This is a genomic window from Pandoraea bronchicola, from assembly GCF_902459805.1.
GTDB classification, from domain to species: Bacteria; Pseudomonadota; Gammaproteobacteria; order Burkholderiales; family Burkholderiaceae; genus Pandoraea; species Pandoraea bronchicola.
The window spans coordinates 38,774-59,931 of the sequence record NZ_CABPST010000002.1 but is presented as its reverse complement, the minus strand read 5'-3'; the positions used below and the strand labels follow the sequence as shown (position 1 = coordinate 59,931).

Below are 21,158 nucleotides of genomic sequence, written 5' to 3'. Positions count from 1 at the left end.
ATGCGCGTCAGGCAGCTTCGGCGCCCCCGGCGCCATCGGGCAGACCAAAGTCCGCCGGGAAATGGTCGAGCGCGGAGCGCACCGGGAACGGCGTCATGCCGCCCATCGCACACAGCGACCCCGCCACCATCGTGTCGCAAAGATCGTGCAGCAGTTGCACCTGCCGCGACGACGTATCCCCACGCCGGATCCGATCGATCACTTCGACACCGCGCGTCGACCCGATACGGCACGGCGTGCATTTGCCGCACGACTCGTGTGCGCAGAACTGCATCGCGTAGCTGGCCAGCGCCGCGAGATCCGCCGTGTCGTCATGCACGACCACGCCGCCGTGACCCACGACTGCCCCTAGCGCCGCATAGGCCTCGTAGTCCATCGGCACATCCCACTGCGCGCTCGGCAGATACGCGCCCAGCGGGCCACCGACCTGAATGGCCTTGGCGGGACGCCCACTCGCCGTACCGCCGCCAAAGTCGTCAAGCAGCGTGCGCAGCGTCACCCCGAACGCCAGCTCCACAAGGCCGCCGCGGCGAATGTTGCCCGCAAGCTGGACCGGCAGCGTGCCCTGCGAACGGCCCATGCCGAACTCGCGATAGACCGCAGCGCCGTGCGCGAAGATGAACGGCACGCTCGCCAGCGTAATGACGTTATTGATTAGTGTCGGTTGCCCGAAGAGCCCTGCCAGCGCGGGAATCGGCGGCTTCGCGCGCACCACGCCACGCTTGCCTTCCAGACTTTCCAGCAACGCCGTTTCCTCGCCGCAAATGTAGGCCCCGGCGGCTTTGGCCACCCGCAACTCGCACGCCCGCCCCGATCCCAGCACATCGGCACCGAGCCAGCCTTCGCGGCGCGCCACGGCGATGGCGGCCTCGAGGGCCGCGATAGCGCGGGGATACTCGCTGCGCACGTAGACAATGCCCTCACTCGCGCCGACAGACAGCGCAGCAATAAGCATCCCCTCGATGAGTACGAACGGATCGCTCTCCATGATGAGCCGGTCGGCAAATGTGCCCGAGTCGCCTTCGTCGGCGTTGCAGACGACGTACTTGCACGCCGATTGAGCACGGCTCACGGTGCGCCATTTGATGCCTGCCGGAAAGGCCGCCCCGCCGCGTCCACGCAGCCCCGAGTCGAGCACGGTCTGGCACGCGGCCTCGGCGTCGAGCGCAAGACAGGCGCGCAGCCCCGCCAGACCGCCATGCGCTTCATAGTCCGCCGGGTCGAGCGGATCGGTCACGCCCACACGCGCAAACGTCAAACGCTGCTGGCGCGCGAGATACGGGATCGCGTCGACCAATCCGACACATGCGGGCATCGGTGCTTCCCAACTGCCGTCGGGATCTTCAGCGGAAGATTCGCGCGCGGCGTCTTGCATCGCGCGGGCAGGCCATCCGCTATCGAAAAGCCCGGCGACCTGCGCTGCCTGCACGTTGCTGTAGCCAACACGCCCGGCCGGTGTCGCCACTTCGACAAGCGGCTCCAGCCAGAACAACCCTCGCGAGCCGTTGCGAACAATCTCGACGGAAACCCCTCGCCGGACGGCTTCCGTTGCCACTGCAGCCGCGAGCCGGTCCGCGCCTAACGCCAGGGCAGCCGAATCGCGCGGGATATAGATGCGATACGGCGCTTGCTTCGAAGGCTCAGACATGTCCCCCCTCCTTGGGCGCCGACGCCGATGCCAACAAGGCGTCGAACCGCGCCGGGCTTACGCGCGCATGCAGTTCGCCGTTGATCGTCACCGCCGGGGACAAGGCGCATTGCCCAAGGCAATACACCGACTCGATACCAACACCGTGACACGGTTCGCCATCGATATGCGCCCCCGTACACGCCTCAACATGAGCGACGAGCGCTTCGCCGTCGCGACTGCGGCACGCCTCTGCACGGCAGATCTGCACCACGGTGGACGGGGGCGGCGCGCTGCGGAAGTGGTGATAGAAGGTGATGACGCCGTGGACTTCGGCGCGTGAAAGATTCAGGGCGTCGGCGATCGCCGGCACATGCGCCGGGTCGACGTAGCCATCGCTGTCCTGCAAGGCATGCAACAGCGGCAGCAACTCGTGCGCGCGGCCGGCGTGGCGAGCCAGCAACGGCGCAAGCGTTGCATTAGAGGTGGGCACCATCTCGAATATCTCCTGAGGCAAAACGGCGTCTCATATGTTCTTCATTGCATATGATGACAACCCGTTTCTGGGGGCTCGGCACTTAGGACATTAGTCCAAATGCCCCCACCCAACAAGCCTCGTGAAAACACCGATGGTTCATTTTTGCGCCGTTCGCTGCACAGCAACATGCAGTCACGGGCACAAGCCGCACTGGCCGGACGTCTAGCAGCATGAATCTCCGCACTCATAATATGCAAATAATTGCATATGCAATATCACCCCAACGAAGGGAACGCCTCGGCCAGCGGCGTGACGCGCCCCGTCGCCGCTTCGCTGTAGCCGGGAATGGCATGAACCGCCTGCCGGTACTCCCCGCTTTGCAGAATCTCCAGCAGTCCTTGCAGATGCGGAGAATCGCTGCCGCTCTCCGGGAACATCAGGCAATAGCGCTCGGTCAGGATCGGCAGAAAGTCGAGTCCGAACTGACTGGCTGCGGCTTCGATGGCAAGTCCCGCGTCGGCGCGGCCACTCGCAATGTAGGCGGCCACGGCGGCATGCGTGAACTCGATGTTCTCGGCGCCCGCAATGGCGGCCGGATCGATCCCTTCGCGCGCGAGCAGGAGATCGAAGATGATTCGCGTGCCCGACCCGCGCTCCCGGTTGGCGAACCTCGCCCCGGTACGCGGCAAGTCGGCTAGCGAGCGGATACCGAGCGGGTTGCCTCGCGCAACGATGAGCCCGAGACGGCGAGACGCGACATCGGCCACCCGATACGACTTGCCCTTGAGCAAGGGGCCGTAGTGAGCCAGCACAGGTTCCGCGAGCGCACCGATCGGCACATGAAAGCTCGCGACTTCGCACTCATGCTTCGCCAGTGCCGCAATCGCTTCGATACTGCCGCGATAGCTCACGTCGATGGGCAAGCCGGCGCGCCCCGCGAATTCGACCAACGCAGCGACGGCCAATCCGTGACTCGCGAAAAGCCGTAGCTGATCGCTCTCCTGCAGCAGCAGGTCGTCGAGTTCCGTCTGCAACTCCGACGCCATCGTCTCCAGCAGAGGCCCCAGCCGTGCCTGCAAACGCTTTTGCCCCCATAACAGGCGTTGGGCCAGCGGCGTGAGCACCGCACCACGTCCACGAGCCATCGTCAGCAAGGGCGCCCCCATGAGCGATTCGACTTCCTTAATGTGCCCCCACGCGCCGCGGTACGACTGCCCGAGTACCTGGCTGGCTGCCTGCAAGTTGCCATGCGTCTGCACTTCGGTGAGCAGCGACAACACCTTGTCGAGCGGGAGATCGTTGCCGTCGTGGCGAAAGCGGAGCTGCGGGGCGATGGAAATTTGCTTCACTGATTCACCTTATATGCTATTCATTGCATAAATGTATCTATGCAAAATCCTGATAAGATGCCTGAAAACGTCGAATTTACAGGGTGTTTTGCGTTCACATCAGTATGCAAGCACCCTCTCGATGCGCTCAAATTATGCATCAATTTGCCTATTTGACGTTAACGTTTGTCCTTGGCCGAGGCGCCCCCTCTCGACGCACCGTGCCAGCCACCCCCGCCTGAACTCGCGTCATGTCTGCCCCGAAAATTGCTCCGTACGATCGTCCCGCTGGTGGTTGGGGCGCGCTCAAGAACGTCGCCATCCAACTCGTCACCCAAGGCATTCCCCTCAAAGGCGCGCGCACGCTGCTCAGCGCGAACCAGCCCAGCGGCTTCGACTGTCCGGGCTGTGCATGGCCCGACCGAGAGCACGCCTCGACGTTCGAATTCTGTGAAAACGGCGCCAAGGCCGTCGCCGCCGAGGCCACCAAGCGCCGCGTCACGCCCGCATTTTTTGCCGAGCATAGCGTGACCGACCTGCTCGCCCTCGACGATTACACGCTCGAAGGTTACGGCCGTCTCACGCATCCCATGCGTTACGACGCGACCACCGATCGCTACACCCCGATCGCCTGGGACGACGCCTTCGCCTTGATCGGCAAACACCTGCGCGCCCTGCCCGATCCCGATCAGGCTGCGTTCTATACCTCCGGGCGCACGAGTAACGAAGCCGCGTTTCTCTATCAGCTCTTCGTTCGTCAGTACGGCACCAACAATTTCCCGGACTGCTCGAACATGTGCCACGAGCCGACGAGCGTGGGTTTGCCACCGGTCGTGGGACTTGGCAAGGGCACGGTCACGCTCGACGACTTCGCGCTGGCCGACACGCTGCTGCTGTTCGGACAGAACCCGGGCACCAATCACCCGCGCATGCTCGGTGAACTGCGCGAGGCCGCCCGGCGCGGCGCCACCATCGTGTCGGTCAATCTGCTGCACGAACGCGGGTTGGAGCGCTTCGCCGACCCGCAACGTCCGGCCGAAATGCTAAGCATGGGAGGTACCGCAATCAGCGGTCACTACGTCACGCCGTCGAGCGGTGGCGACTTTGCGTTCGTGAAAGGTGTCATCAAGCATGTGCTGGCGCGTGACAGCGAGGCGCGCGCCAATGGCGAACCTGCCCTGCTCGACGACGCCTTCATCGCGGAACACACCCACGGCTTCGAGGACTTCGCGGCCGACGTGCGTGCCGAGCGCTGGGACGATCTCGAGCGCGCTTCCGGCGTGCCGCAAGCGCGAATGTGCCAGATTGCCGACGTCTATCTGCGTGGCGAGCGCGTCATCGCCACGTGGGGCATGGGCATCACCCAGCACAAGCAGGCTGTGGCGACCATTCAGATGATCGTCAACCTGATGCTCCTGCGCGGCAACATCGGACGCCCCGGCGCGGGCCTGTGCCCCGTGCGTGGCCACAGCAATGTGCAGGGCGACCGCACCGTCGGCATCAATGAAAAGCCGTCGGCCGCGTTCCTCGACCGGCTCGGCAAGGTATTCGATTTCGCTCCGCCACGACGCGAAGGGCTTGGCGTCGTCGATACGATCTCGGCCATGCTGGGCGGCCGTATTAAGGTTTTCATCGGCATGGGCGGCAACTTCGCGATGGCCACGCCCGACACGCCGCGCACCTGGGAAGGTCTGCGCCAGTGCGACCTGACGGTGCACGTGGCGACCAAGCTCAACCGCAGCCATCTCGTTCATGGACGCGACGCGCTGATTCTGCCGTGCCTCGGCCGCACCGAAATCGACATGCAGAAGGGTGCCGTGCAAGGCGTCACTGTTGAAGACTCGATGAGCATGGTTCACCTGTCGTATGGCATCAATGCCCCGGCATCGGCGCATTTGCGCTCGGAACCGGCCATCGTGGCGGGCATGGCGCAGGCAACGATGGGCCGCGCCCCCGGCGGCCACGACGACTGGCACTGGTACGTGGACGATTACGACCGCATTCGCGACGCCATCGCCGCCACCTTCGACGATTTCGCAGATTTCAACCGCCGCGTGCGGCGTCCCGGCGGCTTCCGGCTGGCCGTGCCGCCGTCGGAGCGTCAGTGGCTGACGGCCAATGGGCGCGCCAACTTCACCACGCACGCACTGCCGCGCGAGTTGCCGATCGATGTGGCGCGCCGTCAGGCAGGCGAGCGCGGCGCCGACGTGCTGCAACTCGCCACGATCCGCTCGCACGATCAATACAACACCACGATCTACGGCCTGAACGACCGGTATCGCGGCGTGTTCGGACAACGCCGCGTCGTCTTCGCGAACATCGAGGATCTGGATGCCCAGGGCTTGCGCGCAGGCGAACATGTCGACGTCGTAGGTGTCTGGCACGACGGCATTGCACGACGTGCCGATGACTTCCTGCTCGTCGCCTACGACATTCCGCGCGGCTGTATCGCGGCCTACTACCCCGAGACCAACGGGCTGGTGCCGCTCGATGCCACCGCCGATGACGCCGGCACGCCGACGTCGAAGTCGATTCCTGTGCTGCTGGAGCGCCGTCATGGATGATGGAGGTGCCGGCACCCGTCTCGCGCAGGTCGAGCAGGACCTGGCGCGCTTGCTCGTGACGTTGGCCGATGGCCGCCGGGAAGGCCGCGAGTCGCTCTCGCTCGCGCGGCTCGCGAAGCGCTGCGCACTGCCCATGAGCACGCTGCTGCGTTATCTCAGCGTGCTCACCGACGCCGGCTGGATCTCGCTCGAAGACGGCCAACGGGGACTGCGGCTCGCGCGCCTGACTGACGCCGGCGTCTCGCAGTGCGACAGTCTGAGGTGAGCCGCCGGAAAGGCCCCGCAAGTAAGGCACTGCAACGCGACTGACATATTTCCATCCCGAGACGCGACTTACACTCGTCGCCACCGTGTCTGGCCATACCCGATCTGCGTATCTTGGCGTCCAGCACGCGGCCCCCAACGTCACGGAGACCCCATGGAGAATGTCGTTGCGCGTCCGGCAGAGATCGACACCGCCACGTCCGCCGCTGTTTCTGTTACCCCCTTATCGCTTGACCTGCCGCCCCCCCTCGCCAACGAGACCCTTGCGTCTCCCGCTTTGTGGCGTCATGCCCGCCCGTCGCGCTGGAACCCCTGGCTCATCGGTCTGACGGGATTCACCGGGCTCTGGCAATGGCTGGGACTGGGCTGGGCACTGCGCCATTGGGGCGAGGTCGCGGCCTGGACGCTGATTCCCGTGCTGGTGCTCACCCCCATGCACTGGGGTCTGATCCACGAGTCCATCCACGGCCAGTTGCGTCTGAAGGCGCGCGCCAATGAGCGCACGGGCCGCGCGCTCTCCCTGTTGCTCGGCCTGCCGTTCGAGATCATGCGGTTCGGGCATCTGATGCATCACCGCTTTACGCGCCAGCCCTTCGATCGCCCCGATATTTCAACGCTGCCCGACAATGCGCCACTGCCCCTTCGCGCACAGAAGTGGCTCGGCTACCAGTTGCGGCTGCTTGGCGGCATGTGGCTCGCGGAAGTCTTGGCCCCCGTCATCTCGTGGTTGCCCGTCAGGCGTCTGCCCGCACTCGCCCTGAGCGCGCTTGGCGGTGATCCGGAAGACGAGGACGTACGCCGCCGCGTCGTCATGTTCGCGTCCGATCCGATCCGTCGTCACCGGATTCGGCGCGACTTCCTTGTCCTGCTCGCCGCGCTGGCCGTGGCCCTCTGGACATATGGCCCCTGGTGGCCCGTGTTTGTGGCGACGTTCGCCGCGCGCGGCATCTGGCTGTCAATCGCCGACAACCTGCCGCACTATGGCGTGGCAATGGACGAGCCGGCACGCGCACGCAACTTCCTGGCCCCCGCGCCGGGCCGCGCCCTGCTGCTCAACCAGCACCTGCACCGCGTGCATCACCAGTACCCGACAGCGCCCTGGCATCTCTTGCCGCAAATCGATGCCGCCCAACCGACCGGCGGGCCGGCGATTCCGTACTGGCATGCCGTCTTGCGTCAGTTCGCGGGCCCACTGTCGACGGCAACGCTGGCGGCACGCAAAGCAGCGGCACCCTAAGCCCGGCACGTCTCGTCCACGCCCAGCCAATCCCCCGCACACAACGGCGCAGCAGGCGCCGTTGTCTGCTTACCACGCAAGCCACCCCAACGCCTCACGCATTCAGCTCAGGGTATTTCGGGATTTATCCGAATCGTGATATAAATGCGAATCGTTTTCGTTAACGTTCGCATTGAGATTCGCCTATTTGGGTGACCGAAACGTTCGACGAGAGCTGTTGGTGGATTTGCTTCGCCAGCCACGTCGCCCAAGGGCGGCGTTGTTGCTTGCGGGGACCTATTTTTTCAACGATTCCCAAGCATGTTGATTGCATTGGCCATTGCACTGGCATGGCTGGCGGGCGGCGCCTGCTACCTCACTTCGGAACACCAGCGCTTACGGGCGCGGCGTCTGCCGGCGCACCCCGCGCGGGTGCTCTCGTTGGCCGCTGCCATTGCCTGCCTCGCATGCTGGTGGCTGGCTGCCGGCGCGTCGGCCGGCATCGCAGCGACTTTCATGTCGCTGTGTTTCGGCCTGCTCTTCTGGCCGTATGCCGATGGCGGCTGGCACTGGCTGCGCGGAGACGCCCATGTGGAGTAGAACCTTCGCGGGCCTCGTGCTCGGCTTCTTCGCCGCCATGGCGCTGTGCGGAGCCATCGCCTACCTGACGCCCGCCGGTTGGCAAACCGCTGTCATTCCGGTCATCGCCCTCTTCCCGCTCGTGTGGCTCGGCCTGTTCGCCGTGGTCTACGCGAGCCGCACCGCCACGCGCGCTTGGGTTGGCCTTGGCGCCACCACCGTCGTCGCCTGGGCCGCGCTGCTGCTGGCGCGCACCGTCTGGTAAGGATCGTCCGATGCGCGCCCAAACCCTGCGTCAATACCTGAGTGTCCATACGTGGGCCGGCATCGTTGTCGGCTTTGCCCTGTTCATCGCCATGCTCGGCGGTGCCCTGACGGTGTTTCATCACGAGATCGAACGCTGGGAGCAACCCGCCACGCGTCATGCGCCGCTCTCGCTCGCGCAGACGGAACAGCTCGCCGAGAAGGTTCGTGCGAAATTCCCGGCCGCACGCGAGCAGATGGGCGTGGTGTTACCCAATCACTCGCCCACACCGTTCGCTTACTGGCAGGAACCCAACGGCGAATGGATGCAGGCGCGTCTGGGCCCGAGCGCCGAGGGTGCTCCACTGTCGCTGGTCGTTGGCAACGCCCGCCCCGGTCTGTCGAGCACGATCAACGCGCTGCATTACTCGCTGTCGATCCCGACGTACGGCCTTTACCTGATGGGCGTGGTGTCGCTGTTCTACGGCATGGCGCTGATCTCCGGTGTGATCGTGCATTTGCCGCGCGTGACGCGTGACATCTTCGCGCTGCGCCCGGGACGCAACCTCAAGCGCTTCTGGCAAGACGCCCACAACGCCATCGGCGTGCTCAGTTTGCCGTTTCACATCGTCTTCGCCCTCACCGGGGCGCTGTTGTGCTTGAGCCTGCCCCTGATGATGGCATTCAACGTCGTGACGTTCGAAAGCAAGCTGATGTCGCAGATCCCGCAAGTGACGGGCTCCGTGCCGGCCAAGATTGCGCCGGTCGAAGGCAAACCGCTCGACCTGCCGGCCGTGCTCGCGCGCGCCGAACACGCGGCGCCGGACATGGAGGCGACTGCCGTGGCGTGGACCGGTTACGGCAAACCGGATGCGGTGGCCGAAGTCTACGGCGAAGCCAATGGCTCTCTCGGCGTTTTCTCGGCTGTGGCCGTGCGTCTGAACGACGGAGAGATCGTCGGGCAGCACAGTCCGGGTGTACGGGACACGAACCATGCCGTACTCAGCATGATCTATGGCGCGCACTTCGGTAACTTCGCGGGCGACGCCATGCGCTGGGTGTACTTCGTGCTCGGACTGATGGGGGCAGTGCTTGTGTATAGCGGCAATCTGCTGTGGCTCGAATCGCGTCGCAAGCGTAGCGCGGCCATTCAGCCCGCCAATCTGCGCTGGATGGCCAAAGCCACCGCCGGCGTGTTCCTCGGGACTTGCCTGGGGATCGCCGCGGCCTTCGTTGGTGCAGTCGTCGCGCCAGGCGTGACGGCGCTGTCCATCATCGTCGCCACGCTCGGCATCTCCGTCATTTTCGCCGCACTCACGGCACCGGCCGTGGCAGCCACGGGATTGCTCGTGGCCACCTCGCTTGTTTGTGCCGCGATCCCGCTCGTCGATGCCGCGCTCACTTCCGACAATCTCGTGCGCTCGCTGGCTTCGGGCGACTGGGTACTCGCCGGTGTCGATCTGATCGCCATCGTCTGTGCCGCGATCTTCGCGCTGTTCGCCCGCGCAACGTGGCGGCGTGCCCGTCGAGGCGATCCGAACAGCGTGTGGGCGCGACCGGCTGCCGCGAATGACCAGACGCCGCGCGAATCCAGCACGGCCAATACAGCGCAACGCACCGCCATTGCCCGTCAAGACAACCCCGGCAACACAACAACGCTGCCCGAGCAGCCGGACCCGGCACGAACCTGACGGCTCGCGCCAGCGGCGAACGGCGGCATGACGTCGCGTTCGCCCACCCCACACAAGAAGACCGATTCCACGCTGAACCCGTCGGCACACGACGCATCACACTCAGGGAGATTCACACCGATGTTGCATTACCGCCCGCTCGCAGGGCGCGGTTTCGCTCGCACGCACGCCGCGCATGATCTGACGCCCCGTCCCGCTTCGCCCCTCTCGCCCTCCTCGGTGTCGCGTGCGGTGGCTGGCGTGTTCGCCATCTGCGCCACGTCGCTGACGCTGGCCTCGGGCAGCGCCCATGCCCAGCAAGCCTCGCCAACGCCTGACGCACAACCCGCCGCGAATGCTTCGCAAGGCACCGCCGCGCTGCCCGCCACCACCGTGTCGGCCGGCCGCGACGACGACATCAAGGTCGAGCGAGTGTCGAGCGGCGCGCTGGGCACACGGCGCGCAGTGGACACGCCGTTCTCGGTCGTCGCCGTCAACAGCGAGCAGATCAAGAATCAGATGGCGCAGACCGCGACGGACGCGTTCAAGTACGACCCGGCCGTCACCACGCTCTCGGAAAACAAGCGCACCGAGAACTCGTACTTCGCCGTGCGCGGCATGCGCGTGGACATGCTCGACGGCACCAAGGTCGATGGCCAGAACTTCGTCTCATGGCAAGCCGACATTCCGCTCGAGCCGTTCGAGCAGGTGGAACTGCTCAAAGGCCTGTCCGGCTTCATGTACGGATTCGGCGCGCCCGGCGGCATCGTGAATTACGTGCTCAAGCGTCCGACGGACGAGCCGCTGCGTCAATTCTCGGTCGGCTACGAAGCGAGCAATGTGTGGAGCGAGAAGCTCGACCTCGGCGGACGCTTCGGCCCCGACAATCGCTTCGGCTATCGCCTGAACCTCGTGAACGAGGAAGGCAACACTGCGGAGCCGAACAATCACGTGCGTCGCAAGACGATCTCATTTGCCACGGACTTCCGCATCACGCCCGACCTGACCTGGACGGCCGACGTGGCGTACTGGAAGCGCCAGACGACCGGCACGTTGTTCGGCATGAACTTCGATGGCGCGGGTGCAGTCCCCGACGCGAACAAGGTCGCCCGCAACCTCGCCCAGCCGTTCACGTACTACGAGAGCGATTCGCTTACGGCAGGCACGTCGCTCGACTATCGCATCAACGATCAATGGAAGGCGAACTTCAAGTATCGCTTTGCGCGCCAGAATCGTCTGAACGGCGACAGCTTCCTCTCCGTGCTCAACGCCGCAGGTGATTACGCCGACACGCAGTACAAGTGGAAGACGGCCTATTACTACCAGGCGTGGGATGGCATGGTGCAGGGCAAGTTCACCACCGGTCCGCTCAAGCATGACGTGGTGTTCGGCGTGGCGTATCAGAGTCAGGTCAAACTCAATGACAACGGCCTCGGCGGCAACGGTATTGCCCTCGGCACCAGCAACATTTACAACCCGTCGCTGCTGCCGAATCAGGACGTCGGGCTGGACTACCAGCCTTACCGCAGCGAGAAGATCTCGCAGCGTGCGATCTTCGCCAGCGATACCGTCGGCATCACATCCCGTATTTCGGTACTGGCTGGCCTGCGTTACACCCAGTTCAACGACGATCTGTACGACATCTCAGGCCAGACCGGTGCGTCTTACCGCGCGAAACCCGTCTCACCGACGGTCGCGCTGATGTACAAGACTGACAACGACTCGACCGCGTATGTCAGTTACGTCGAGTCGCTGGAGCCGGGCGGCTCGGCGAGCATTACCAACGTCAACTTCCCGCAGACCTTCGGGCCGCTCACAAGCAAGCAGTATGAGGTGGGCTGGAAGGCGGACAAGCAGACGTGGGGCGCCAATCTCGCCCTGTTCCGCGTCGAGCGGGGCTACGGTTACACGAATCAGGCGAACTATTACGTACAGGACGGCACGCAGCGCTTCCAGGGGCTGGACGCCAGCGGTTGGGTGCGTCTCGCGCACGACTGGCGCGTCATGGGTGGCGTGCTGCTGCTCAACACGAAGGCAGTGGACGTCGACGACCCGAGCGTGGCGGGCAAGCGCATTTTCGCCACGCCGCGCTACGTTGTGACAGGCCGCGTCGAGTACGACACGCCGTTCGTGCGCGGCCTGACCGTCGCCGCCGGCGTCAAGGTCACCGGACAGCAGGAAGTCGATGCCGCCAACACACTGTCGATCCCGTCATACACCACCATCGACCTGTCGGCTAAATACGCGACGCGTGTTGCCGGCAAGTCGGTTGTACTGCGCGCCGCCATCAACAACCTGACGGACAAGCACTACTGGACGACGACCTACAACGGGTTCGTGATGCCAGGCTCGACCCGCACGTTCCTCGCCAGCGCGACGATGGACTTCTGACCGGCGTTTGACCGCGAAGCGCACTGACGCCAGAGTCAGCGTGCTTCGCGGCATGTCTTAGCCCTGCACAGCCGGGAACCCGCGCAGTCTGGCCGTCCACACGACGATCAGCGTGGCGATGAGCAACGCCAGCAGCGCAGGCGAAAATGCCGCCACGCCAAGGCGATCGAGCAACACACCGCCAACGATGCCACCACCGGCAATCGCCATGTTCCAGGCCGTCACCAGCATCGACTGCGCCACGTCCGCCGCCTCCCCAGCCACATTGGCAATCGCCGTCTGAAAGAGTGTTGCCGCACCACCGAAGGCCAGCCCCCACACGGCGACCGACACATACACCACGACCGGAACATCGCCCCCCGTGCCAAGCGCCAACGCCGACAGGCCAAACAGCGCTGTGCTGACGAGCGTGAGCGAGCGCAGATGACGATCGATCAGGACACCGACGATCCAGATGCCGATCAGCGACGTGGCGCCGAACACCAGCAGCACCGCGTCGGTACGCTGCGCCATGTTGGCTCGCGCCAGAAACGGCGCGATGTACGTGTAGAGGATGTTGTGCGCCAGCACGAAAGCCAACACGACGAACAGCACCGGACGCACACCCGGCACAGTGAACACACCCGCCAGCGACAACCGTTTGCCCGCCGTCTGCCCGGCGAAATCCGGCAGCGTCACCCGCCCCCACGCGGCGAGCGCCAGCGCCAGCAGGCTCATGGCACCGAAGCACATCCTCCAGCCCACCCATTGCCCCAGAAAAGTCCCCGCCGGCACACCGAGCGAGAGCGCCAGCGGTGTTCCGGCCATGGCGACGGCAATGGCACGTCCCCTTTGATGCTCGGGCACCATACGCGCCGCATAACCTGCCAGCAGCGCCCAAAGCAACCCGGCCGACACGCCTGCCAGAAAGCGCGCCGCCATCGTCAGCGCATAACTCGACGACAATGCCGTCACCCCATTGGCGAGCGCAAAACCCAACATGGCGCTTAGTAGCAGCGCACGCCTTCGCATGCCCTGCGCGGCCGCCGTCAATGGAATGGCCGCCACCAGCGAACCGATGGCGTAGACCGAGATCGTTTGACCAGCCCACGCCTGCGAGACCGCGAGAGCCTGCGCCATCTGCGGCAGCAGCCCTGCGGGCAACACCTCCGTCAGGATGGTGACGAATGCCGCCATGGCGAGCGCCAGCAACGAGGCCAGCGGTAAACGCCCTTGCGCTCCAGTCGTCATTCCTGCACCTCGAGCGACGCGTAAACCGCATCGCGAAGATCCGTCACAAAACGGCCGGACATGCCTTCCAGTGCGGTGTTCGTGAACGCCACCACACTGAGCTCACGCGCGGGATCGACGAACCACGAATGCCCGTAGGTGCCTCCCATGCGCCAGGTGCCGGCGGACTCGGGCGACTGCGCTTCGGCAGGATCTTTCAGCACCGTGACACCCAAGCCGAAGCCTCGGCCCGGCCAGAACGCCATCGGCAGCCCGCCGATCTGATCCGTGGTGAACTCGCGCACAAGCGCTTCGGGCAACAGTGGTGCACCGCCTTTACGCAGCGTCTCCAGCAAGAGAAGAAAGTCGCTTGCAGACCCAACCATGCCAGCGCCGCCCGACGGATACGCATTGACATTCAACGCCCGGCCCGGGGATAGCCGGAAGCCGGCGGTGCCTTCAACGAAGGGGACGGTATCGGGTTCCGCCAGACGCCGGGGCACCGGCGTGCCGTCGGCGTAGGCGCACGCGAGGCGTCCCGCATCCACGGCAGCAAACGCCGTATCGCGCATTCCCAGCGGTGCAGTCACGAGTGTCGCGACCGCCTCATCCAGCGGCGACTGCGTCACGGCTTCGATGACCGCGCCGAGCACGTCCGTTGCGATCGAGTATCGCCACTCGGTGCCGGGCGAATACAGCAACGGCACGCTGGCAATACGCCGAACGTTCTCGCGCAAGCTCACTCGGCAGTCGTCCATGCCATCGGAGATGCCAGCGCCCGCATAGGTGCCATCCGGTTCCTGAAAGAACCCATAAGTCAGGCCCGCCGTATGCGTCATCAGATGACGAACGCTCAGGCGTGGTGTCGTGCCGTCCGCCAGCTTCGGCGCGAATTCGGGCAACCATCGCGTTACGTCGTCGGTGAGATGCAGCCGGCCCTGTGCCATCAGGACCAGCGCAGCAGTGCAGACGATCGGCTTGGTCACGGACGCCAGACGAAACAGCGTGCCGAGGGCCATCGGCTCCGCCCGTTCGCGCTCGGCAAAGCCGGCGGCTTGCTGATGGATCAGCGCACCACGCCGGGCGACCAAAACCACAGCGCCGACCAGTCGCCCGTCGTCAAGCGCGTCGGCAACTACGCTTTGAATCAGGGCAACTTGAGGGGGGGAAGTTCTCACCGCTGGCGCGGGAAATGCAGCAATCGTCACGGGATAGTCCTTTCGTTCATCGACAGTCCCGCCACGATAGAGCGTCCGCGATTCAAGAAAAAGTAGGCTACAGTTCCCTTTTATGCGGACGTCAATGTCCGCAATGTCAGGGCAATCAGGAGCGGACGTGGAGAGCCTGAACGGTTTCGTGGTTTTCGTGCAGGTGGCCGAGACGCGCAGCTTTGTCGCTGCAGGGCGTCTGCTGGGCGTGTCGGCGTCGGCCGTCGGAAAAGGCGTGGCGCGGCTTGAAGAAAAGCTGGGCGTGCGGTTGTTTCACCGCAGCACCCGCAGCGTAACGCTGACCGCCGAGGGCGCACTGTTTCTGGAGCGCAGTCGTCGCATTCTCGCGGAGATCGAAGCCGCCGAGCTGGAGCTGTCGCAAGCCAGCACCGCACCTCGCGGACGGTTGCGCGTGAGCCTGCCAATGGTCAGTTCGCTGGTACTGCCGGTGCTCGCCGACTTCATGCGGCAGTACCCCGACATCGAGCTGGATCTCGACTTCACCGATCGCATGGTCGATGTCATCGAAGAAGGATTTGACGCAGTGGTCCGCACGGGCGAACCGCTCGACTCTCGCCTCACCGCTCGCCGGCTGGGGGCGTTCCGGTCGCATCTCGTCGCCTCGCCCGGGTACTTGGCGCGGCGCGGCGTACCGGCCACGCCAGCCGATCTGCAGCAGCACACCTGCCTGCACTACCGGTTTCCCAACAGCGGCAAACTGGAGGCATGGACACTACGGCAAATCCCCGGCGAACCGGAGGTGCCTATCCCGGCGTCGATGGTTTGCAACAACATCGAGACGCGGCTGTGTTTCGCTCTCCAGGGACTGGGGATCGCATACCTGCCGGAATTCGCCATCCGGGAGCCACTTGCCGACGGCCGTCTTCAACCGGTGCTCCGGGACTACGCACAACGTACAGGCGTCTTCCACGTGCTTTGGCCTGCGAGCAAGCACCCCTCGCCCAAAGTGCGGGCCCTGGTGGATTTTCTCTGCGCGAATGTGTTTCCCGTCGCCAGGGCCTGAACGGCAAGCCCCATGAAAAAGCCCCCAGGGCCCGGATCAATGTCCAGTCCCTGGGGGCTCCTTGCGTATGACGCCGATTCACCCACGGGTGCCGGCAGCGCGCCGCGCCACCGGGCCATGCGTCAATGCTCAGCCCACGAACGCGCGCTCGACGAGGTAGTGCCCCGGCGCGTGGTTGTGGCCTTCGACGAAGCCGCGCTTTTCCAGCAGCTCGCGGGTGTCCTTGAGCATGGCCGGGCTGCCGCACAGCATGATGCGATCGTTCTCCGGCGAGAATTCCGGCAAGCCGATGTCGGTGAACATCTTGCCCGACTCGACCAGTTCCGTGATACGGCCCTGGTTTTCGAACTCTTCGCGCGTGACCGTCGGGTAGTAGATCAGCTTGTCGCGGATGTACTCACCCAGATACTCGTGTTCCGGCAGATGCTGCGTGATCAGGTCACGGTAAGCCAGTTCGCTGGCGAAGCGGCAGCCGTGCACCAGAATGATGTGCTCATAACGGTCGTAGACTTCCGGATCTCGGATGATGCTCATGAACGGCGCGAGGCCCGTGCCCGTCGAGAGCAGATACAGGTTCTTGCCCGGCAGCAGGTTGTCGTTGATGAGCGTGCCGGTCGGCTTGCGGCCAACGATGACCTTGTCGCCCGGCTTCAGGTGCTGCAGACGCGAGGTCAGCGGACCGTCCTGCACCTTGATGCTCAGGAACTCCAGCTCTTCCTCGTAATTCGCGCTTGCCATGCTGTAGGCACGCAGCAGCGGTTTGCCTTCCACTTCCAGCCCGATCATCGTGAACTGGCCATTGACGTAACGGAACGAAGCGTCGCGAGTGGTCTTGAAGCTGAACAACGTATCAGTCCAATGGTGGACTTCCAGCACAGTCTGTTGATTCTGAGTACTCATAGTGGCTTGACGTTAGACGAAGGGCGGCGGCGCGGCACATCGGCGGGGCCGAACGCCCGTGCGCCTGAAATGCTTGTGCGCGGGCCATCCCTAATGGCCCGATGCCCGGACTCCCGGCGCATGAGGTGCACGCGCTTTCGGTTTTGGGCGGGAAAACCCGATCATTTTACCCCAATTGGGAATTGCTTTCATTTGTCCCTGAGGGGTCGAAGGGGTTGGGCCCGGTTATCGATATCCATCAGGGTTTTGATGCTGCCAACGCCAGTGATCGGCGCACATGCGCGCCAGATCGTATTCGGCGCGCCAGCCGAGCAGCGCGTGCGCGCGCGAGGCATTGGCATACGAAGACCCCACGTCGCCCGAGCGCCGCTCGACGATCTCGAACGGCACTTTACGGCCGCTGGCCGCCTCGAACGCCCGCACGACTTCGAGCACGGTGTGCCCTCGCCCGGTTCCCAGATTGACGGTGAACCCCTCGTCCAGCTTGCGCAAGCCCGCCAGCGCCGCCAAATGGCCGCGAGCAAGATCCACCACATGCAGGTAGTCGCGTACGCCCGTGCCATCGGGGGTCTCCCAATCGCCCCCATAGACCTTGAGCTGCGGCAACTTGCCCACGGCGACCTGCGCGACATACGGCATCAGGTTGTTCGGCAGACCGCCCGGATCCTCGCCGATCAGCCCGCTTTCGTGCGCGCCCACCGGGTTGAAGTATCGCAACACCCCGACACGCCAGCGCGCATCGGATTTCACCGTGTCGGCGAGCATCTGCTCGGCCATCAGCTTGGTGTGACCATACGGATTGCCCGTCGAGAGCGGCGCCGTCTCATCGATCGGCACCGATGTCTGATAGCCATACACGGCGGCCGACGAACTGAACACGAGATGGCGCACGTCGTGGCGATCCATCGTCTCGATCAGCGTCAGCAGGCTGCCGAGATTGTTGCGGTAATAGAGGGAAGGCTTTTCGAGCGATTCGCCGATGGACTTCAGTGCGGCAAAGTGGATCACGCCATCGATGCGATGACGAGTAAAGACGTCGTCCATGACTGCGGCTGAACAGGCATCGCCTTCGATGAATATGGGCGCACGGCCAGCAATGCGTCCGATGCGAGCCACCGCGTCGGGGTGGCTGTTACAGAAGTTATCGACGATGACGACATCGTAGCCGCCCGCCAGAAGCTCGACACAGGTATGCGAGCCGATGTAGCCGGCCCCGCCAGTGACGAGAATGGTGCCCAGGTTGTTCATGAAGAGACTCTTGTGACGCCGGTTTGGCGCCTTTGATATCGCACGGATCGATCACGGTACGACCCCACGCGCGAGACCTGCGATATTACTCCAGCCGCCGTTCTGCCGCCAATGGCACGCCAAGGCGCGCCAAGACGGGCCAAGACCCGCCAAGACATTAAGCGGCGCACGCCCCGGTCGACCGCGTCATGCGCTCTGGCCCATGTAGGTATCGTATTCAAGCGCCGCCAGCCGGCGGGTCAGACGGTGCGCGCCGAGCCCCAGCACACACAGCAGCGCGAGCGCGAACCCATAACCATACAGCGCTGGCCCGTATTGCAGACTGGCCCAGGTGAAGGCCGCATTGAGCACCACCAGCAGCGAGGTGAGGATCAGCACGTCACGGCGCCGGTCCAGATAGAACAGCACATTGAGCACGCCGAGCAGCAGCACTTGCAGCCCCGCGGCGATGACATCGATGCGCAGCAACGATTGCCACGCCTCGGGCACCCCCACCAGTCTTAGCATGTCGTCGCCGAACGCAAAGACGAGCAGCGTCACCACGGCTTGCACCTTGAGGATCTCGTAGAGGCCGGTGCGCACTGCACGCACCATCGACACACGCGACGCCGAAATCTGACGCAACGTGCCGCCCTGACGCACAGCGTCGAAGAACCCGGCGTAGGCTTCGGCAAAATCCGTCTCGATTCGCAGCAGGAATACCGCCATGCCCGGAATCACGCAAAGGTACGACAGGAACACCGGCAGATCATAGATTGGGGCAGCGCGCAGCGGCCCGATGATCGAGATGCTGGTCGCAGGCGACGCCCAGAAGATCAGCTTGTCGATCCACACGCCGAGCCCGAAGCACACGCCGACGCCGACCAGCGAGAGCCGCAAATTGCGCGGCACGAAGACCGACCACGACAGCCAGGTGGTGGTTCGATAGTTCCGCACGACAATCGCTGTGAGCCCCAGCAGCAGACACGTGTGGCCGATCACGAAGCCGCCCAGCAGGCCCGTGAGCCCGAAGCGCCCCAACAGCACGGCACTGACCACGCTCAGGCTGTAGCCCGCGCAGAACACGCCGAGAATCGCCCGGTACTGCTTCACGCTTGTAAGGAACAGCACCACGATCCACAGATTGCCGAGCAGCACGAAGCCGGTCCACATCAGCCAGCGATACGTCAGCGGCAGGTTCGAGAAAAGTGTCTGCGACAAAACAAGGCCAATGGCCCCAAGCACCACTGTGGTGACCAGCGTCACCGCATTGAACGACGGCATGACCGCCTGCGGCTCTCCCGCAAACAGCCGGTCGCTCAGATAGCGGGTGAACGCCAATTGGATGAGCCCCGTTGCCATCACGCTCGACGCGATCAGATACGTCACCGAAACCTGAAATTGCGTCAACACGTCGTGCGCATGGACATGCGTCAGACTCATCAGCCCGACCAGTACCACGCTGACCATCGACAGCACCAGCGGGCCCGCGCTGATGATCCCCGCATAGCCGTAGGCGGCGAAAGTGCCCGAAAGCGTGTCGCTGCGCAGCAGCCGCCGCAACTCGAAACCGATACCCGCCATCAGTCATCCCCTCCGTCCATCCACCGCCGGTACAACGTGCGATAGGCATCGCACATGGTGTCGAGCCGGTAGTAGCGCTCGACGCGCGCGATGCCGGCGCGGCTCGCGGCATGCCATGCGCCGGGCTCCAGCACGTCGACGATGGCGGCGGCGAGTGCCTCTGGGTCGGCCATCGGCACGATGCGTCCCGCGCGGCCGAGCGCATGGTCCTGCGCGCCGTTGCCGTCGATCACCTGACGGCATGCGCCAACGTCTGTGGCCACGACCGGCACACCGGCCGCCGCCGCTTCGAGCATGACCAGCGGCAATGCTTCGGAAACGGACGACAACGCCAGCACACCGATTTGCGGCAATACCGATTCGATAGCCCGATACCCCATGAATCGCACTTGATATTCCATGCCGAGGCTCGCGGCGAGATCCCGGCACTCCTGCGCGTAGCCCGGGTCTTCCGTGTCGGGCCCGACGATCCAGCCCTGCAAGTCAGGCCGCGCACGGTAGGCAATGAAAACGGCCCGCAGAAACGTCTTGATGTCCTTGACGGGCACCACACGTCCCACTAACGCCACCACCGGGGGGATGTCCGCTCGATCCATCTGCGCTTCGGTCTCGCGGCGCTCGACACGCAACGCGGCAAAGCGCGCGATGTCCACGCCATTGGCAATGCTGCGCGTCTTATGCCCAGGCGCTCCGTCGCTCACCTGGCGCTGGCGGCTGCCCTCATACAGCGAGACGATCTCGTTTGCCGAGTCGTAACACACCCGGCCGATGGCCTCGAAAAAACGCATCCATAGATTCTGGAAATAACCGACGCGCGAGATGTCGCGCTCGAACGGGCCACGATTGTCACGCAGCCATTCGCTTTGCAGCAGGTCGAGCTTGCGCTCTTTCGTGTAGCTGCCATGTTCGGTGACGAGCAACGGCCGGCCAGTACTCATGCGCAGCATCGCCCCCAACAGCCCGGCATATCCGGTCGATACGGTGTGATACACGCGGGCCGGTGGCAACGCACCGGCGATCTGCGCCAATTGCCAGATCGGCTTGTGCATGGCACGTATCGTCCAGAAGTAATCGGTAAACGACGGGTCGTGGCAGTAGCGCTCATAGCGCTGCGTGATGAAATCCCAGGCACGCTCGCTATGGAGAAACGCTGGCTGGGCCAGCGCCTGCCCCTGGCGCAGCATTGGCAGAATTCGCGACAGCATCGCAGACAGATCGTCGCCCGCCCCGTCGTCGGCCGTGCCGTCGCGCGCCTCGTGCCGCTGACGGAACCGGTCGTGCATCCGGGCAACTTGCGCGAACGCACTCGCATCGCCCGAGCCCTGGCGCGTTCGCGCCGTATTGTCGGCCGCCTCCGCCGGCCGCTTGGCCGCCTCGTACAGGTAATGCGCCTCGAAGTGGACAACATTCGCGGGCATCGGATAGACGGGCGCGCCGTAGTCGCCCCGGCGGCTGCCGATGAACACCACCGCGAAGGTCAGATCGGGAAACGCGCGAATGAGCAGATCGACCCACGACGACACGCCGCCCCGCACATAGGGGAAAGTGCCTTCGAGGAGTAACGCGATGTCTGCGACCGGGGCAGCGTTCGCCCCCCCGGCAGACGGTTTGGAAGTCGGAAGATCGCCGTGCGGGCGCATTGGCAT

General features: G+C 64.5%; 17 protein-coding genes. 8 read left to right on the top strand and 9 right to left on the bottom strand.

The features are described from left to right. Positions 1-7: 7 nt before the first annotated feature. The 3 genes from PBR20603_RS04560 to PBR20603_RS04550 all read right to left on the bottom strand — a co-directional run bounded on the left by PBR20603_RS04560 (position 8) and on the right by PBR20603_RS04550 (position 3,454). Positions 8-1,648 (bottom strand): formate dehydrogenase beta subunit, encoded by a 1,641-nt coding sequence (locus PBR20603_RS04560; RefSeq protein ID WP_150558381.1) that lies wholly within the window; start codon positions 1,646-1,648, stop codon positions 8-10. Further along, positions 1,641-2,123 carry an NAD(P)H-dependent oxidoreductase subunit E gene (locus tag PBR20603_RS04555; protein ID WP_150558380.1) on the bottom strand — a complete coding sequence of 161 codons (483 nt, stop codon included), beginning with the start codon at positions 2,121-2,123 and terminating at the stop codon, positions 1,641-1,643. Before PBR20603_RS04555 ends, PBR20603_RS04560 begins: the two co-directional genes overlap by 8 nt. Positions 2,124-2,380: 257 nt before the next feature. Continuing rightward, positions 2,381-3,454, bottom strand: coding sequence for a substrate-binding domain-containing protein (locus PBR20603_RS04550; protein WP_150558379.1), 1,074 nt, complete (start codon positions 3,452-3,454; stop codon positions 2,381-2,383). 230 nt (positions 3,455-3,684) lie between these two features. Between PBR20603_RS04550 and PBR20603_RS04545 the strand changes: the two genes are divergently transcribed. The 7 genes from PBR20603_RS04545 to PBR20603_RS04515 all read left to right on the top strand — a co-directional run bounded on the left by PBR20603_RS04545 (position 3,685) and on the right by PBR20603_RS04515 (position 12,360). Further along, the gene (locus PBR20603_RS04545) at positions 3,685-5,997 is read left to right on the top strand and encodes an FdhF/YdeP family oxidoreductase (protein WP_150558378.1); all 2,313 of its coding nucleotides are present in this window, start codon (positions 3,685-3,687) and stop codon (positions 5,995-5,997) included. After that, complete coding sequence (locus PBR20603_RS04540; protein ID WP_174977779.1) at positions 5,990-6,262, top strand: helix-turn-helix domain-containing protein; 273 nt, start codon at positions 5,990-5,992, stop codon at positions 6,260-6,262. The genes PBR20603_RS04545 and PBR20603_RS04540 overlap by 8 nt, the downstream gene beginning before the upstream one ends. A 153-nt stretch (positions 6,263-6,415) precedes the next feature. Beyond that, positions 6,416-7,498: a fatty acid desaturase family protein gene (locus tag PBR20603_RS04535; protein WP_150558376.1), complete on the top strand. Its 1,083-nt coding sequence runs from the start codon at positions 6,416-6,418 to the stop codon at positions 7,496-7,498. A gap of 300 nt (positions 7,499-7,798) precedes the next feature. Next, entirely contained in the window at positions 7,799-8,077 is a 279-nt protein-coding gene (locus PBR20603_RS04530) for a hypothetical protein (RefSeq protein WP_150558375.1), read from the top strand. Further along, on the top strand, positions 8,067-8,321 hold the full coding sequence (locus PBR20603_RS04525; RefSeq protein ID WP_246174398.1) for a hypothetical protein: 255 nt from the start codon (positions 8,067-8,069) through the stop codon (positions 8,319-8,321). Before PBR20603_RS04530 ends, PBR20603_RS04525 begins: the two co-directional genes overlap by 11 nt. Positions 8,322-8,331: 10 nt before the next feature. Continuing rightward, a complete protein-coding gene (locus PBR20603_RS04520) occupies positions 8,332-9,990 on the top strand; it encodes a PepSY-associated TM helix domain-containing protein (RefSeq protein WP_150558373.1) in 1,659 nt (552 codons plus the stop codon). A gap of 120 nt (positions 9,991-10,110) precedes the next feature. Next, a complete protein-coding gene (locus PBR20603_RS04515; protein WP_150558372.1) occupies positions 10,111-12,360 on the top strand; it encodes a TonB-dependent siderophore receptor in 2,250 nt (749 codons plus the stop codon). 57 nt (positions 12,361-12,417) lie between these two features. Here PBR20603_RS04515 and PBR20603_RS04510 read toward each other — a convergent pair whose 3' ends face one another. Both PBR20603_RS04510 and PBR20603_RS04505 read right to left on the bottom strand, forming a co-directional pair. Then, positions 12,418-13,590 carry an MFS transporter gene (locus PBR20603_RS04510; RefSeq protein WP_150558371.1) on the bottom strand — a complete coding sequence of 391 codons (1,173 nt, stop codon included), beginning with the start codon at positions 13,588-13,590 and terminating at the stop codon, positions 12,418-12,420. Next, a complete protein-coding gene (locus PBR20603_RS04505) occupies positions 13,587-14,777 on the bottom strand; it encodes a serine hydrolase domain-containing protein (protein ID WP_246174397.1) in 1,191 nt (396 codons plus the stop codon). Before PBR20603_RS04505 ends, PBR20603_RS04510 begins: the two co-directional genes overlap by 4 nt. 127 nt (positions 14,778-14,904) lie before the next feature. Between PBR20603_RS04505 and PBR20603_RS04500 the strand changes: the two genes are divergently transcribed. Then, positions 14,905-15,801, top strand: a complete 897-nt coding sequence (locus PBR20603_RS04500) for a LysR family transcriptional regulator (RefSeq protein ID WP_150558370.1) — start codon at positions 14,905-14,907, stop codon at positions 15,799-15,801. A 129-nt stretch (positions 15,802-15,930) separates the two neighbouring features. Here PBR20603_RS04500 and PBR20603_RS04495 read toward each other — a convergent pair whose 3' ends face one another. From PBR20603_RS04495 to pelF, 4 genes are all read right to left on the bottom strand, one after another. Then, positions 15,931-16,701, bottom strand: a complete 771-nt coding sequence (locus tag PBR20603_RS04495) for a ferredoxin--NADP reductase (RefSeq protein ID WP_039374413.1) — start codon at positions 16,699-16,701, stop codon at positions 15,931-15,933. A 225-nt stretch (positions 16,702-16,926) separates the two neighbouring features. Continuing rightward, positions 16,927-17,949 carry a UDP-glucose 4-epimerase GalE gene (galE, locus tag PBR20603_RS04490; RefSeq protein WP_150558369.1) on the bottom strand — a complete coding sequence of 341 codons (1,023 nt, stop codon included), beginning with the start codon at positions 17,947-17,949 and terminating at the stop codon, positions 16,927-16,929. Positions 17,950-18,135: 186 nt separating this feature from the next. Next, entirely contained in the window at positions 18,136-19,512 is a 1,377-nt protein-coding gene (gene pelG / locus PBR20603_RS04485; protein ID WP_150558368.1) for an exopolysaccharide Pel transporter PelG, read from the bottom strand. Then, positions 19,512-21,158: a GT4 family glycosyltransferase PelF gene (gene pelF / locus PBR20603_RS04480; RefSeq protein ID WP_246174396.1), complete on the bottom strand. Its 1,647-nt coding sequence runs from the start codon at positions 21,156-21,158 to the stop codon at positions 19,512-19,514. Before pelF ends, pelG begins: the two co-directional genes overlap by 1 nt.

What these genes read in the sequence shown, in the direction of transcription:
- pelF (WP_246174396.1), bottom strand. Translation starts at nt 21,158, where the DNA reads ATGCCAATGCGCCCGCACGGCGATCTTCCGACTTCCAAACCGTCTGCC.
- PBR20603_RS04515 (WP_150558372.1), top strand. Translation starts at nt 10,111, where the DNA reads ATGTTGCATTACCGCCCGCTCGCAGGGCGCGGTTTCGCTCGCACGCAC.
- PBR20603_RS04555 (WP_150558380.1), bottom strand. Translation starts at nt 2,123, where the DNA reads ATGGTGCCCACCTCTAATGCAACGCTTGCGCCGTTGCTGGCTCGCCAC.
- galE (WP_150558369.1), bottom strand. Translation starts at nt 17,949, where the DNA reads ATGAACAACCTGGGCACCATTCTCGTCACTGGCGGGGCCGGCTACATC.
- PBR20603_RS04560 (WP_150558381.1), bottom strand. Translation starts at nt 1,648, where the DNA reads ATGTCTGAGCCTTCGAAGCAAGCGCCGTATCGCATCTATATCCCGCGC.
- PBR20603_RS04510 (WP_150558371.1), bottom strand. Translation starts at nt 13,590, where the DNA reads ATGACGACTGGAGCGCAAGGGCGTTTACCGCTGGCCTCGTTGCTGGCG.
- PBR20603_RS04530 (WP_150558375.1), top strand. Translation starts at nt 7,799, where the DNA reads ATGTTGATTGCATTGGCCATTGCACTGGCATGGCTGGCGGGCGGCGCC.
- PBR20603_RS04525 (WP_246174398.1), top strand. Translation starts at nt 8,067, where the DNA reads ATGTGGAGTAGAACCTTCGCGGGCCTCGTGCTCGGCTTCTTCGCCGCC.
- PBR20603_RS04545 (WP_150558378.1), top strand. Translation starts at nt 3,685, where the DNA reads ATGTCTGCCCCGAAAATTGCTCCGTACGATCGTCCCGCTGGTGGTTGG.
- PBR20603_RS04520 (WP_150558373.1), top strand. Translation starts at nt 8,332, where the DNA reads ATGCGCGCCCAAACCCTGCGTCAATACCTGAGTGTCCATACGTGGGCC.
- PBR20603_RS04495 (WP_039374413.1), bottom strand. Translation starts at nt 16,701, where the DNA reads ATGAGTACTCAGAATCAACAGACTGTGCTGGAAGTCCACCATTGGACT.
- pelG (WP_150558368.1), bottom strand. Translation starts at nt 19,512, where the DNA reads ATGGCGGGTATCGGTTTCGAGTTGCGGCGGCTGCTGCGCAGCGACACG.
- PBR20603_RS04535 (WP_150558376.1), top strand. Translation starts at nt 6,416, where the DNA reads ATGGAGAATGTCGTTGCGCGTCCGGCAGAGATCGACACCGCCACGTCC.
- PBR20603_RS04540 (WP_174977779.1), top strand. Translation starts at nt 5,990, where the DNA reads ATGGATGATGGAGGTGCCGGCACCCGTCTCGCGCAGGTCGAGCAGGAC.